This window comes from Bradyrhizobium sp. SZCCHNS3016 (assembly GCF_032484535.1).
In the GTDB taxonomy this organism is placed as follows: domain Bacteria; phylum Pseudomonadota; class Alphaproteobacteria; order Rhizobiales; family Xanthobacteraceae; genus Bradyrhizobium.
In genome coordinates, this window is sequence record NZ_JAUETE010000003.1 from 139,478 (window position 1) to 153,684 (window position 14,207).

Annotated in this window: 12 protein-coding genes; 6 read left to right on the top strand and 6 right to left on the bottom strand. The window is 66.5% G+C overall.

The window, feature by feature from the left end:
• Positions 1 to 54 precede the first annotated feature (54 nt).
• Complete coding sequence (locus QW881_RS08130; protein WP_315738566.1) at positions 55 to 837, bottom strand: lytic transglycosylase domain-containing protein; 783 nt, start codon at positions 835 to 837, stop codon at positions 55 to 57.
• Positions 838 to 1,051: 214 nt separating this feature from the next.
• Between QW881_RS08130 and QW881_RS08135 the strand changes: the two genes are divergently transcribed.
• From QW881_RS08135 to QW881_RS08145, 3 genes are all read left to right on the top strand, one after another.
• Positions 1,052 to 2,539 carry a hypothetical protein gene (locus QW881_RS08135; RefSeq protein WP_316158302.1) on the top strand — a complete coding sequence of 496 codons (1,488 nt, stop codon included), beginning with the start codon at positions 1,052 to 1,054 and terminating at the stop codon, positions 2,537 to 2,539.
• A gap of 150 nt (positions 2,540 to 2,689) precedes the next feature.
• Positions 2,690 to 2,938, top strand: coding sequence for a hypothetical protein (locus QW881_RS08140; RefSeq protein ID WP_315755345.1), 249 nt, complete (start codon positions 2,690 to 2,692; stop codon positions 2,936 to 2,938).
• Positions 2,939 to 3,520: 582 nt separating this feature from the next.
• Complete coding sequence (locus QW881_RS08145; RefSeq protein WP_316158179.1) at positions 3,521 to 4,057, top strand: PRC-barrel domain-containing protein; 537 nt, start codon at positions 3,521 to 3,523, stop codon at positions 4,055 to 4,057.
• Positions 4,058 to 4,128: 71 nt separating this feature from the next.
• On the opposite strand, the gene QW881_RS08150 is transcribed toward QW881_RS08145, so the two are convergent.
• The 4 genes from QW881_RS08150 to QW881_RS08165 all read right to left on the bottom strand — a co-directional run bounded on the left by QW881_RS08150 (position 4,129) and on the right by QW881_RS08165 (position 9,309).
• Positions 4,129 to 5,541, bottom strand: coding sequence for an ATP-binding protein (locus QW881_RS08150; RefSeq protein ID WP_315755346.1), 1,413 nt, complete (start codon positions 5,539 to 5,541; stop codon positions 4,129 to 4,131).
• 24 nt (positions 5,542 to 5,565) lie between these two features.
• The gene (locus tag QW881_RS08155; protein ID WP_315717811.1) at positions 5,566 to 6,306 is read right to left on the bottom strand and encodes a response regulator; all 741 of its coding nucleotides are present in this window, start codon (positions 6,304 to 6,306) and stop codon (positions 5,566 to 5,568) included.
• Between the two features lie 411 nt (positions 6,307 to 6,717).
• The gene (locus QW881_RS08160) at positions 6,718 to 8,355 is read right to left on the bottom strand and encodes a DUF4403 family protein (protein ID WP_315755347.1); all 1,638 of its coding nucleotides are present in this window, start codon (positions 8,353 to 8,355) and stop codon (positions 6,718 to 6,720) included.
• 255 nt (positions 8,356 to 8,610) lie between these two features.
• Complete coding sequence (locus QW881_RS08165) at positions 8,611 to 9,309, bottom strand: L,D-transpeptidase (protein ID WP_315755348.1); 699 nt, start codon at positions 9,307 to 9,309, stop codon at positions 8,611 to 8,613.
• A 357-nt stretch (positions 9,310 to 9,666) separates the two neighbouring features.
• Here QW881_RS08165 and QW881_RS08170 point away from each other — a divergent pair, with 357 nt between their 5' ends.
• The 3 genes from QW881_RS08170 to QW881_RS08180 all read left to right on the top strand — a co-directional run bounded on the left by QW881_RS08170 (position 9,667) and on the right by QW881_RS08180 (position 12,239).
• Positions 9,667 to 10,722 (top strand): glycosyltransferase family 1 protein, encoded by a 1,056-nt coding sequence (locus QW881_RS08170; protein WP_315755349.1) that lies wholly within the window; start codon positions 9,667 to 9,669, stop codon positions 10,720 to 10,722.
• A 50-nt stretch (positions 10,723 to 10,772) separates the two neighbouring features.
• The gene (locus QW881_RS08175; RefSeq protein WP_315738560.1) at positions 10,773 to 11,462 is read left to right on the top strand and encodes a class I SAM-dependent methyltransferase; all 690 of its coding nucleotides are present in this window, start codon (positions 10,773 to 10,775) and stop codon (positions 11,460 to 11,462) included.
• Positions 11,463 to 11,606: 144 nt separating this feature from the next.
• The gene (locus tag QW881_RS08180; protein WP_315755350.1) at positions 11,607 to 12,239 is read left to right on the top strand and encodes a hypothetical protein; all 633 of its coding nucleotides are present in this window, start codon (positions 11,607 to 11,609) and stop codon (positions 12,237 to 12,239) included.
• 275 nt (positions 12,240 to 12,514) lie between these two features.
• Here the strand turns inward: QW881_RS08180 and QW881_RS08185 are convergent, their stop codons facing one another.
• Positions 12,515 to 14,179, bottom strand: coding sequence for an aminotransferase class III-fold pyridoxal phosphate-dependent enzyme (locus QW881_RS08185; protein WP_409998963.1), 1,665 nt, complete (start codon positions 14,177 to 14,179; stop codon positions 12,515 to 12,517).
• Positions 14,180 to 14,207 lie beyond the last annotated feature (28 nt).

A 14,207-nucleotide genomic window follows, 5' to 3' on the forward strand; every position in this document is an offset into this window, starting at 1 on the left:
GTCAACGGAGTGTCACGGAAAGACAATGCCGACGGCCCTCGGAACCAATGGCGATCAGTGCGCCCGCGCGTGGCGGCCGGTTGCAATCTTCGGGGTGATGTCGAGCGGGGCGCTCGTCCGCTCGGAGCGGCCGGCGGGCCGCGCGTCGGCCAGGCGCTGCCGCTTGGCCTCCTCGTAATAGCCCCTGGCGAAGTAGAGCACGGCGCGGTCGTGGTCGCCGCGGGCGGCACGGTAGGCGCCGGCGAGATAGCGCACGCCATAGGTGAGGTTGGTGTTCGGATCGTGCAGGCCCTGCGCGTCGCCGGTGTAGCCGAGGCCGCGCGCGGTGCCGAGCTTGATCTGCATCAGGCCGATGCAGCCGCAGCGGCCGACCAGGTCCTTCTGGTATTTGCTCTCGCGCACGATGACGCGGTGGATCAGCGATTCCGGAATGTTGTTGGCGGCGGCGTGCACCGCCACCAGCGCGTCGATATGCGGATGGCCGGTGTCGATGTGGCGCGGCTTGGCCTCGGCCGCCTTGCGCTCGGCCTCGCGGGGCTCGGCCGCAGCGGCATCGGTGTCGGCTGGCGCTGAGGCATTGGCGTCCATCGGCGGCGAGGTGTCGGCGCTGCTGACGGCCTCGATCGCCTCGACCTCGCGCGCGGCCTTGGTCACCGCGCTGCGTACGGCCAGCTCCCTGGTGCCGTCAGAGCGGACATGGGCGAGCTTGACCTTGCCGGCCTTCGGTTTGGCTGCACTGTCCGATGCGGTGCTCGCATCATCGGCAGCCATGGCGAACGGCACGGGACCAGCCATCGCGAAGCCTGCAATGCAGGCCGTCAGCACAAGACGTCTCATGTGTCAGGATCCCCCGGGAACCACACGCATGCCGAGTAGCCCCCCAGCACGCGCTTTACACTTTGCACACCGTAATTGGCGCAAACGCCGGGCGATAATGTGGCAACAATGGGGCGAAGACGCCGGGCGGGTCCGGATGCGCCGGCGGTTTACCGCGAATTATACCGTGCATGCTTGGCTGGCGGAGCAATTCCGCCAATGGGGCCATGCCGCGATGACGCTGTCCGTCACCCACACCGAAGCGACCGCCGGGCGCGCGCAGGCGCAAATGCCGCTGTGGGTCGGCGCCGGCGTCTATGCGCTGCTGCTGATCTCCGGCAACCGACTGCTCAACGATCCCGACACGTTGTGGCAGATCACGGTGGGGCAGTGGATCATCGACCACCGCGCGGTGCCCGAGGTCGACGTCTATTCCTTCACCATGCGCGGCGCGCCGTGGATCTCCACGCAGTGGCTGGCGCAGGTCGCCTATGCCGCCGCCTACAAGTTCGCCGGCTGGACCGGACCGGTGGTGCTGGCGGCGTCGGCGATCGCGCTGTCCTTCGCGCTGTTCGCGCGCGCCCTCGGCCGGCATCTGCGCGACGGCACGACATTGGTGTTCGTCGTCGCGGCGTTCCTGCTCTGCCTGCCGCATCTGCTGGCGCGGCCGCATGTGCTGGCGTTTCCCATCCTGGTCGCCTGGATCGCCGGTCTGATCGACGCCGCCGATCGCAAGGATGCGCCGCCATGGCCGCTGGCGCTGCTGATCGCGCTATGGGCCAATCTGCATGGCGGCTTCGTGTTCGGCCTGTTCTTCATCGCGCCCGCCGCGCTCGACGCGCTGGTCGATGCCGATCGCTCGGTCCGCTCCAGCCTGGCGCTGCGCTGGGCGGGGTTCGCCGCGCTCGCGCTGGCGGCGAGCTGCTGCACGCCCTATGGCTGGAACGCGCTGCTGGCGTCGCAGAAGATCCTGTCGCTGGGACAGGCGCTGCCGCTGATCGTGGAATGGAAGGCGACCGATTTCCAGGGCCTCGGCCCGTTCGAGATCTGCCTGCTGATCGCGATCGGGTTCGCGCTGTTCCACGGCCTCAGGCTGCCGCCGGTGCGCATCCTGATGCTGCTCGGCCTGCTGCACATGGCGCTGGCGCAGGCGCGCGCGGCGGAGATCCTGGCGTTGGTCGGCCCGCTGGTGCTCGCCGCGCCGCTGGCCCGGCAGGCGGGCGCGCTGCCCGTGCTGCCGCAGGCGCGCGCGTCGGGAGCCGCGCTGACGGAGGCGGTGATGCTCGCGCTCGGCGCCGGCACCATCGCATCGGCCTCGATCCTGAACTACACGCCGAACATGCGCGGCACCCCGGTCGCAGCCGTGACCGAGCTGAAGAAGCTCAACCTCACGCGGGTCCTCAATGACTATGATTTCGGCGGCTACCTGATCTCAGCCGGTGTCGCGCCGTTCATCGATGGCCGCACCGAGCTCTATGGCGAAAAGTTCTTCGTCGATCACAATGCCGCCTCCGGCCTGATGGAGCCGGACAATCTGTTCCGCCTGCTCAGGGACTACGACATCGAGGCGACCCTGCTGCGCACGCAGAGTGCTGCGACCAAGCTGCTCGATCACGTCGACGGCTGGCAGAAGGTTTATGCCGACGACATCGCCACCATCCATCTGCGCAAGGCGGCCGCCCGCCACACGGCGGAACCCGCGGTGGACACCAGCCGCAATTGAATCAAACGCATTGATCCCATCCCCGTGAGGTCGGATGTCGCGCGGCATCCCAGCGCGTGCAAACGAGCCGCCGCTTGGCTATGATGGCGTCCGTCAGTTCGACAGCATGGCTGACTCATTCAAGAAGTCTGAACAGAGAGGGAGCGCGTCATGGCCGTGAAGGCGACCGGCATTCAGTTCCGTGACTTCGACACCACGCAATCCGCGGTCCGCGTCCTGGATCTGCCGCGCAACAATCCCTGCGCCCAATGCTTTGAGCCGATCGCGCTGCCGTCCTGGGTCGAAAAGGATGGTCAGCGCACCGCCTATCTCTGGCACTGCCGTCTCTGCGACTATCGCTACGAGACCATCGCGTTCTATGCCGAGGCCGTCGATGAGGACGGCGCGATGGCCGCGTAGCTGATTCAGAATGCGCCGCTCGGAAATATCGAAGCTCGGAGTTTTCGTCGATCGACCGACCAGTCGTCCCGAATGAAATGGCCCTGACGCAGTCGGCGGACGGGGCAATCTCCTATGGGCTGAGCCGTCGTGGCCCCCTGGTTCGAGACGCTCACCACGAGGGCTTGGATTTGTGAGGGCTTGGATCTTGCCAAGCAGCCCTCGTCCCGAGGAGTCTACCGCAGGCGGCCGTATCGGGCTGCCAGCCTCTTCCAGATGCGATTGACCTGCGGGAGGTGAGCATCGAACCGCGTTGCGGGATCCGTGCTCGACGCGCGCAGCTCAACGAAGACCGCCGACTCGCAGTCCTCTGCTGTGAGGGGCGGCTCTTCCGGTTGCTCGGGCTCCCAGTCGAACGCTCTTCCCAAACGCGATTCCAGCTTCGGCTCGCCGGCCCGGCGCGCTCCCGAGTGTCACAAAACGACGTTGTCGCGCTGCACCGAGGCGGCTTGTCGCGCAAAATGACGAAATCGTAGTTCCCACGGAACGCTGGGGGTCGGTTGCAGTTCTCTCGTCACCATACACATTGAGAGGAGACACCACATGGTGATGAAAACTGTTGCGGCCGGCCTCGCCGGTTCCCTGTTGCTCGCGACCGCGGCGTTTGCTGCGGAGAGCACCACCACGACGACCACCACCACGATCCGCGCCGATACGACCGCGGCGTCGTATCAGGGCGACTGGCGCAGCTCGAAGCTCGTTGGCGTGAAGGTCTACAACAACAACAACGAGAATGTCGGCTCGATCGACGACCTGCTGGTCGACAAGAGCGGCGCGGTCAAGGGTGTCGTGATCGGCGTCGGCGGCTTCCTCGGCATGGGCGAGCACCTCGTCGCCGTCTCGTTCGATCAGATCAAGTTCTCGGATCAGCCGGTTCAGGCAAGCACTGCGTCGAATGCCCCGGCCTCCGGCACCACGTCCTCGACCACGCCGCCGGCCACGACCACGACTGGTGCGGCCACCGGCACTTCGTCCTCGTCGATGAGCTCCACGAAGAACCGCTGGTATCCCGATCACGCGATGATCAACGCGACCAAGGACCAGCTGAAGTCGATGCCCGAGTTCAAGTACTCCCAGTAACGGCATCGCCGACGAAAATAGCTGCTCGTCTCGATCGCGGCGCGCCCGGCTTGTCCGGGCGCGTTCGCGCGTCATGCTGCGGGGCGCAAGGTAGTCTGGCCGAGCGGCAGCTCGATGCGGGCGATCAGCCCGTGCGGCCTGCGATCGTGTAGCGACAGTTCGCCGCCATGAGCCTGGACGATCGCCTTTGCGATCGACAGGCCGAGCCCGAAGCCGGTGGCCTCGTCCATGTTGCGGGCATCGTCGCCGCGCACGAACGGCTCCAGCATGTCGGGCTTGCGCGCATCGGCGATCCCGGGTCCGTCATCCTCCACATCGATCGTCAGGCGCTTCCCCGACGCAGATAACCTGATGACCGTTTCCTTGCCGTACTTCACGGCGTTCTCGACCAGATTGGTGACCGAGCGCATCAGGTCGTCGGGCCGCACCGTCGCCATTGCGTGCGCCGGGCCGATATAGGTGACGCTGTGGCCGACGTCGGCGAACTGGTCGGCGACGAGCTGCAGGATGCTCGCGATATCGACCAGCGTCATCGGCTCGAGCTTGCGGCCGTTGCGCAGGAACGACAGCACCGAGCCCAGCATCGCATGCATCTGATCGAGATCGGCCAGCATTCGGCTGCGCTGCAGCTCGTCCTCGACGAACTCACAGCGCAGCCGCATGCGGGTCAGCGGTGTCCGCAGATCGTGGCTGATGGCCGCCAGCATCTTGGTGCGGTCGTTCATCAGCGCCGTGATGCGTTGGCGCATCCGGTTGAGAGCGCGCGCCAACGATCGGATCTCCTCCGGTCCGCGCTCGGGCAATTCCGGCGCATCGCCGTCGAGGCTGAAATTCTCGGCGGCCTTCGCGAAGCCCGACAGCGGCGATGTCAGTGCGCGCGCGGCCCACAGGCCGAGCAGCGTCATGCTGATCAGCGCGAACATGATCGTCGTCAGCCAGGGCGCACCCCAGAACGGCGGCCGATGCGGCCGGTCGACCATTCGGGCCGAGACCATGTTGCCATCGGGCAGAGCAAAGATGACGGTGCGCGTCTGGGAGCCGGGCGGCGGCATGAAGATGCGATAGCCTGGGCCAAGGCCGCGAAAGCCGCCTGGACCGTGAGGCCGTCCGTCAGCCATCTCCGGAGGGGCCGGGCGGCGCTCGTCGCCACCGGTCCCGGCGCCGACGTCGGGGCCGGCCGGCTCGTGCAGGCGGCCGGGATCACCCGGCAGAGGTCCCGCGTGCGGCTTGAGCTCGAACTCAGGATAGGCACGAGCAATGTCGGAGATCAGCCGAGGCCGTTCGGCAGCGGGGGCGCGGCCAAGAATGCGGATGGCCGTCGCGAGCTGAAACGGCCCGACTTCGTTTTCGGGGTCGGGCTGCTCGGCGCGATAGATCAGGAACGTCGCCGTGATGATGGCATGGAGCGCCACGATCGAAATGGCGACCAGCGCCGTGATCTGGCCGCGGATTCCCTTGAGGTTGAGAAAGCCGAACGACATCATGACATCGCCATTCGATCCGGCCGGTCAATGGCTTTGCGGGCCGGTCACCACCTCGACGACGGGCGTGAACATGTAGCCGCCGGAGCGCACGGTCTTGATCATGGTGGCCTCCTGCGGGTCTGGCTCGATCTTGCGGCGGATGCGGCTGACCAGCACGTCGATCGAGCGCTCGAACGAGCCGGCGCTGCGGCCCTGCGTCAGGTCGAGCAGGCTGTCGCGCGACAGCACGCGGCCCGGCCGCTCGCAGAAGGTGCGGAGCAGATCGAACTCGGCGCTGGTCATCGCCACGCGCGCGCCTTCGGGATTGCGCAGCTCGCGCAGCCGGAAGTCGATCGTCCAGCCGAGGAAGCTCAGCGCGGTCGCGCCTTCGGTTGCGCTCGCCGTCATCGCGGCCGCCTGCCGGCGCAGCACCGCGTTGATGCGGGCGAGCAGCTCGCGCGGATTGAACGGCTTCGGCAGATAGTCGTCGGCGCCCATCTCCAGTCCGAGGATGCGATCGACGTCCTCGCCGCGCGCGGTGAGCATGATGATCGGCACTTGCGATTCCGCGCGCAGCTTGCGGCACAAGGTCAGGCCGTCCTCGCCGGGCAGCATCACGTCGAGGATCAGGAGATCGACACGGTGGTCGCCCATGATGCGGGTCATCTCGCGGCCGTCGGTCGCGGTGGTCACGTTGCAGGCATTGTTGCGCAGATATTTTGCGATCAGCGTCCGCGTCTCGCGGTCGTCCTCGACGACAAGAATGTGTGGTTGTGTCTGGGCCATACCGACAAGTGACCTAGAATCGCGGCGTTTTGCGAAGAATTTTGTTACGGAATGTTTCCTGCGACGGGCGCGCGGAAAGGGCCCGACGACATCTCTCTGCGCCGTGTTGCGGCTTTCGTGAGAGCGCGTCAAGCCCGCGCAGTGGCGGGAGCGCTACGGTCCCGTCTCGCGTCCGCGCCGCGCATGACGGCCCGGCTATGCGCTTGCGGATGATAATACCAGATCGGTCGTGAAGCGGAATGATGACGAAGCCGTCGATGCCCCGCGTCCGTCTATTTGTCGATCGCCAGACTAATGGCGCCATCCATTTGGATTCCCATGTCCTGCTCCTGAAGTGGCCTCGGCCGTCGAGGATCACGAATTGCCGCCGGCTTCGGCAAGGCGTCGTCGTCCAGGCGTAGCAACGGGCCGTTACAGTCCTGGCAACGTATTGACTCGAACCGACATCGTGCCCTCCGCCGAGGCGATCACGCGCAGCACGGTGGCGTCGAAGGCGATGTCGGTCAAAGCGAGATTGTTGATGTCGGTATCGACGCGGATGCCGTTCTCGTTCTTCTGCAGCTCGGCGACCGCCGTGGCGATCTTGTCGCGGACGTTGTCGGCGAAAGGCTTGAGATCGACCACCGAACGTTCCAGCAGCGCGCGTTGCAGATGCGGCACCACGGCGCGAGCGGCGGCGCCGAGCAGGCCGAATGCCGCGTCGGATTCGACGGCGAGCTGCAGGTCGGACAGCCGCAGGATCTGCTGCGCCTGATCCACCATGGGGCGTCCCCAGATGTGCACGGTCGCATCGGCGCCGAAGCCGAAGAGGCTCTCCTTCTCCTTGCCCTTGACCTGCAGCGAGATCAGCAGCCGGTTGCCCGAGGGCACGACGGTCGCATGCTTGACGGTGACCGCGACCGGGCCGGAGCCGTCCTCGGGGAACGTCCGCCCCGCAAGTTGCGAATCGACGAGGTTGCTGAGCTCGGTGAAGGGGACGTCGATCGGAACCGCGACATTGATAGTTCCGGCGGTGGGCGGAATGATCGTAATCTTATCGGGGAACGGACACTCCGGCTTGGTCTCGGCCGCCGTGACCCGGGTCTCCGCTTCGATTCCCATGGTGACGCTGACTGCGTTGGCATCGATCGCAGGCTGCGCGGCCAACGCGCGCGTCGGCTTGATCTCAAGCCAGACGGCGGGCAGTCCCGGCGCGGTGCCCTGCAGCGGCACCGAGCGACAGGCGCGGGCCCATTGCGCCTGCGCCACGCGTCGGATGGTCGGGTCCTTGCGCAGCCTGTCGCTGAGCGCGCTGAGTTGCTCATTGACGGTCTTGTCGATGATCGGCTTCATCTGCGCCGGCACGTTGACGCGGGCACCCGCCACGGTCAGCGCGGTGTCGCCGAGATTGACCTGGGCGGCGAAATTCGGCTCGACATACCATGAGGCGGCGAGCCGCGGCCGCATCGCGATCAGGACGTTGCCCTTGATGTCGGCGGTGGCGTTCAGATTCTTGATGTTGATGCCGCCGATCTGCTTGGCGGCATCCGAGCCGAGCAGGCCGCCGATGGCATCGCCGAGCGCGCCGGTCGCCTTGGCGGACAGCGATCCGGTGACGTTCAGCCGGCCCGAGAGCGGCGTCGCCAGGGACAATGTGTCCTGGGTGCCGGTGGCGGCGATGACGCCGCGGGTGACGGTCCAGCCGATGTCGGCGTTCTGCAGGATCTGGTTGACGGGGTTGTCGGCCTTGCCGGAGAAGTTGCGCGGCGCGGCCTTTTCGGCGGCGTCACGAATCGCGCCGAGCGAGATCGACACAGGCGTCATGATGATCGAGTTGCGCGTGGCCGGCGGCAGCGGCGGCAGTTGGGTCAGTTGCGGCGCCGGCGTGCTGCCCGAGAACAGAAACACCTCCGCGATGATGATGCCGATCAGCACGACGGCGGCAAGGCCGGCGGCGCCGATCAGGATCATCCGCAGCCGGGGCGGCGAGCGCCGCCGTGGCTGCTGCGGTCTCGGAGCGAGCGGATGAGGTCTGCTTTGCCAATCCGGTCGCGGCGTCGGAAGATTCATGTCGGATCCACGGACTCCAGTTGCCACGGGCCGGCTCGTGCCGGAAGCGGCGAGATCGCGGTTAATGCAAGATTGCCGAGCTTACAGGGCCGGACGGAGGCGCGCCAGGGCAGCCGATGAAGCAGGCCACCATCAATCGGCCGTGATGGTGAATGGCGAAATGCGCGCAAAGAAATGACCGCCGCGGCTTTCGGGCCTCGGCGGTCCAGTCAGGGAGGATCCGGGAGAAGGAACGAGCAGTGCGGCCCGCGCAGGTCAGCGGGTCATGCGGCCGAGATCGGCGCGGCGCTCCATCGGCAGCACGATCACCTTGGCGCCGACGCCGACGCGGGAATAGAGGTCGATCACGTCCTGATTGGTCAGGCGGATGCAGCCCGACGACACATGCGTGCCGATCGTCTCGGGCGCGTTGGTGCCGTGAATGCGGTAGACGGTGCCGCCGAGATACATCGCGCGGGCGCCGAGCGGATTGCCGGGACCGCCGGCCATGTGACGCGGCAGATAGGGCTGGCGCGCGATCATCTCCGGCGGCGGCGTCCAGTCCGGCCATTCGGCCTTCCTGGTCACCGACTGCACGCCCGACCAGGTGAATCCGTCACGGCCGACGCCGATGCCGTAGCGCATCGCCTGGCCGTTGCCGAGCACGTAGTACAAATACTTGTTTGGTGTGTCGATGATGATCGTGCCGGGCGCTTCGCGGGTCGCGTAGCTCACGACCTGGCGGCGCAGGCGCGGGGGCAACTCATAGGCGGTCGCCTCGTCCTCGCGCGGCGTGATCAGTTGCGGCGTCGTTGCCGGCGGCTCGTAGGTCGCCACTGGCGGCTGCAGCAGGAAAGGGAAGGGGAGCGGGGCCGGGGGCGCGGCCAGCGTCGGCGTTGTCGCAACGATCGTGCCGACGATCAGTGCACCGAACAGGGTGCGGGATGGCGAACGGGCTGTGCCTGGCGTGAACATGGACGTCCCCTTGTTTGATCGCTTGGTGCGCGCCGCCATTGTCTCGGCCGGCGTCGTCAAAATCGGCTGCCTGTCATCATTCTTTGTGGCGCCTCGACCCACGCCTGATGCTGCAACTCATAGGGGAGAAAAGTTTCGTTGCGTTTGCGCGCTGCACGCAAAACGGTTTCGTCGGCTTAACCGTTTGTTTCATGACGGTTTCACGACAGTGCCTGTGCGACGCCGCCACGGATCGCGGGGAAAATAGCGGCGGGCGGGCAAAAAGACCCTTCGACAGTTCGATGACGTCACACGCCTGAAATAACAATGTCGGAATTTGCGGCCGTTCAGAATCGCTGCAACTTTCCGGATCGCCTTATGCGGATCTTAATCGCAACCGACGCCTGGCACCCGCAGGTCAATGGCGTGGTGCGCACGCTCACCTCGCTGGCGCGCGCGGCCGCCGGCCTCGGCGCCGACATTACCTTCCTCACTCCGGAAGGCTTTCCATCGTTCGGCGTGCCGACCTATCCGGGCCTGCGGCTCGCTGTGACCAACGGCCGCGAGATCGCCCGGCGCATCGAGGCCGCCGCGCCGGATGCGATTCATATCGCCACCGAAGGCACGATCGGCTGGGCGGTGCGCCGCTACTGTCTGCGCCACGGCCTGCCGTTCACGACGTCCTACACGACGCGCTTTCCGGAATATGTCTCGGTGCGCACCGGCATCCCCGATGCCGTCGGCTACTGGGTGATGCGCCGCTTCCATGATGCGGCTGCGATGACCATGGTGGCGACCAATTCGCTGAAGCAGGATCTCGCTTCGCGCGGCTTCAAGAAGCTGGGCTTCTGGACGCGCGGTGTCGATACGAGACTGTTCAATCCGGATGAGCCTGTCACGCTCGATCTGCCGCGTCCGGTGTTCATGACGGTCGGCCGCGTTGCGGTCGAGAAGAACCTCGAGGCGTTCCTGTCGCTCGATCTGCCCGGCTCGAAGGTCGTGATCGGCAACGGCCCGCAGAAGGCGGAGCTGGAGCGCCGGTTTCTGACGGCGCATTTCCTCGGCGAGAAGACCGGCAAGGATCTGACCGCGCACATGGCCGCCGCCGACGTGTTCGTGTTTCCGAGCCTGACCGATACGTTCGGCGTGGTGCAACTGGAGTCGCTGGCCTGCGGCACGCCGGTCGCGGCCTTCCCCGTGACCGGTCCGCTCGACGTCATCGCCGGTCATCCGATCGGGGCGATCGACTGGGATCTGCGCGCAGCATGTTTGAAGGCGCTGACGATGTCGCGGGAGACCTGCCGCGCATTTGCGCTCGACCGCTCCTGGGAGAACAGCGCGCGCCAGTTCATCGGCAATCTCGCTGTGCTGCAGCCGTCCCGCGTCGTACGTCCGACCCCGGTGCTGGCCGGTCAGAGCGCCGTGCGCGGCTGACGGCAGATGTTGCGTCACTCCATCAATTCCAAACCAAGTGAGATGTAACGATGGCAGAAACCATGAAGCTCGACGGCGCGCGGGAGCTCGACTTCGATCGCGAGCAGGTCGAGCAGGCCTACGACCGCTGGGCACCGATCTACGACCTCGTGTTCGGCGGCGTGTTCGAGAAGGGCCGCAAGGCCGCGATCAGCGCCACCAACAAGCTCGGCGGCCGTGTGCTCGAGGTCGGCGTCGGCACCGGCATCTCGCTGCCGCTCTATGCGCCGCATGTGCGCGTGTTCGGCACCGACATCTCCGAGGCGATGCTCGGCAAGGCGATGCGCCGCGTCGCCGACCAGCGGCTCAAGAACGTCGAGGGCCTCGCGGTGATGGACGCCGAGCAGCTCGACTTCCCCGACGACTCCTTCGACGTCGTGATGGCGCAATATGTCGTCACCGCCGTACCGAACCCGGAGGTCGCGCTCGACGAATTCGCGCGCGTGCTGCGCCCCGGCGGCGAACTGATCATCCTGACCCGCGTCAGCGCCGACGACGGCCTGCGCCGCGTCATCGAGCAGGCGTTGCAGCCGGTGGTCCGCCGTCTCGGCTTCCGCACCGCCGAGTTCGGCTGGTCGCGCTATCTCCGCTGGCTCGCCGGCGCCGAGCGCATGGAGCTGGTCGAACGCCGCCTGATCCCGCCGCTCGGCCATTTCTCGCTGGTCCGCTTCCGCAAGCTGGAGCGTGCCGCCGCGGCCTGAGCCGCGGCAGCCCTCTGCCGCCGCTGCGGCGTTCTCCGTAGTCCCCAACGTCTCGCTGCGTCCGATCGTGTGACATCTTGATGATGTCACACGATCTACACCGAATCCCTGTACACGACCTGCAACTCATTCTTCGGAGCAACCATGATCAAGCATTTCCTGGAGCAGCTGCGGATCCAGCGCTGGGACGACCACCGCTATTATCATCACAGCCGCATCAACCAGAGCCTCCACTTCGTCAGCGCGCTCAGCTTCATAATCGCCTATGTCATGATGATGTTCGATCCGCTGGTCTCGGCGCTGATCGGCTGGCTGGTGTCGATGACCTCGCGCCAGGCGGGCCACTTCTTCTTCGAGCCGAAGGGCTACGACCACGTCAACCAGGCGACCCACGAGCACAAGGAAGAGATCAAGGTCGGCTACAATCTGCAGCGCAAGGTCGTGCTGATGTCGATCTGGGCCGCGGCTCCCGTGGTGCTCTATCTGCAGCCGACCCTGTTCGGCCTGCTGCCGCCCTGGACCTCGGCGATGGATTTCGTGCGCGAGACCGCCAAGCTGTGGCTCGTGATCGGCATCGGCGGGCTGCTGTTCCGCACCGTGCACCTGTTCTTCATCCGTGACGTCGAAACCGGCCTCGTCTGGATGACCAAGATCATCACCGACCCGTTCAACGATTTCGTGCAGTATCGCTCGGCCCCGCTGGCGCTGCTGCGCGGCGAGCTGATCGACCCCGGCCTGCACCTGATGGGCGAGAGCCTCGAAGAGCAGCACGCCTGAGCCGGACGCTGCGTTTGAGTTGCACGATGCCCGGGCCGGTCCCGGGCATCGGTGTTTGTGGGAAGGCCAAAGTGAGATCGATCGCGCCCGAAGCCGAAGCGGCGGTGCCACCCTCCCCTAGAGGGGGAGGGTCGACGCGCGCGCAGCGGGCGTCGGGGTGGGGTGATCTCTCCACGAGCACTGAACTGCGTCGAGAGATCACCCCACCCCGCCTCACGCGCCGCTGCGCGCCCCGTGAGGCGACCCTCCCCCTCCAAGGGAGGGGGGCAGCGAGCTCAGCGTCCGACCACGGCGCCGAGCATCTCTTTCAGGATCTGGCGCTTGATCGCCTTGTTGGTGAGGGTGCCGTCGTTCCACCACCAGCCGTCCTGCTTCATCTTCTCGGCTGCCGTGACGAAGCGCCTGGTCACCTCGGCAAAATCGGCGTCGGTGTAGTTCAGGCTGAAGATCAAGCGGCCGGTACCGACCCAGCTCAGCGCCAGGCCCTCGGCACGCAGGTAGTATTGCAGCATCCAATTGTAGCGCGACGGCGCGGTGTACTCGACCAGCCAGATCGACTGCAGATTGGACACGCGCACCGGCAGCTCGTGCTCGACCAGTGCGGCGTTGAGTTGCGCGGCGCGGCCGTTCCAGGTCTCGTCGAGGCCGTCGTAGATGGCGCGGAAGTTCGGGCTGTCGAGCCGGCTCAGGAACTCGTCCATTGCCGCCATCACATAAGGATGCGAGTTGAAGGTGCCGCGGGCGAAGCAGATGTCGGCCGGGCGATCGTCGCGGAAGCGGCGCATCAGCTCGCGCTTGCCGCAGACCACGCCGATCGGCAGGCCGCCGCCGAGGCTCTTGCCGTAGGTCACCAAGTCGGCTGCGACGCCGAAATACTCCTGAGCGCCGCCCGGCGCGAGCCGGAAGCCGAGGAACACCTCGTCGAACAGCAGCACGATGCCGCGCTCCGTGCAGACCTCGCGCAGCTGCTTCAGCCAGGCGGTGTAGGCCGCGCGGTCGTAGCGGCCCTTGCGCGAGGAGTCGACCAGCGCGGAATCGCCGGGCGCATTGCCGTTCGGATGCAGCGCCTGCAGCGGATTGACCAGCACGCAGGCGATGTCGCGGCGCGTGCGCAGGACGTGCAGGGTGCGCTCGGACATCTCGGCCAAGGTGTAGGTCTCGTGCGGCGCGATCGGATTGCCGACGCCGGGTTGCACGTCGCCCCACCAGCCGTGATAGCTGCCGGCGAAGCGCACCAGATGGCTGCGGCCGGTGTGGTAGCGGGCGAGCCGCACGGCTTGCATCACCGCCTCGGTGCCGGACATGTGGAACGAGACCTCATCCATGCCGGACAGCTCGGTCAGGCGCTTCACGTTGTCCGCGACGACCGGATGATAGAGCCCGAGCACCGGGCCGAGCGCGCTCGCGCGCCGCTCGGCGGCCGCGATGCACTCCTTGTAGAAGTCGTAGCCGAAGATGTTGACGCCGTAGGAGCCGGTGAGATCGTAGAACCGGTTGCCGTCGAGATCGGTCAGGGTCACGCCGGAGGAGGCCTGCATGAACGAGCCGGCGCCGAGCTGCTCCTTGACCAGCCGGCTGTACTGGAACGGCACGCGGTAGGACTGCGTGAACTGCAGATCGGAGATGCGGCTCGCGGCTTCCGCCGTCAGCGCGCGGCTCTTGGCGAACTTCTCCTGGAACAGCGTGCCGAGCCGGAAGAAGCCATCCTGCCGCCGGGTCGCGACATCCGGCGGAGCGCCGTCGGAGCGGAAGAAGTCGTCGATGTCGAACTCATAGCGCGGGATCAGCTTCGAGATCCGGCGCGACATCTTGGAATGGCCGGCCAGCGAGCGGTGCTTGGCGCGCGACAAATCGATGCGGGCCTTGACCTTCGGGGCGACGGCGGCCGTCACGGCAGCGCCAACGGCGAGCGATACATAAGGAATCGAGTTTTCCATCATGTCCACCAGCGCTAACCCCTCCTGCTGA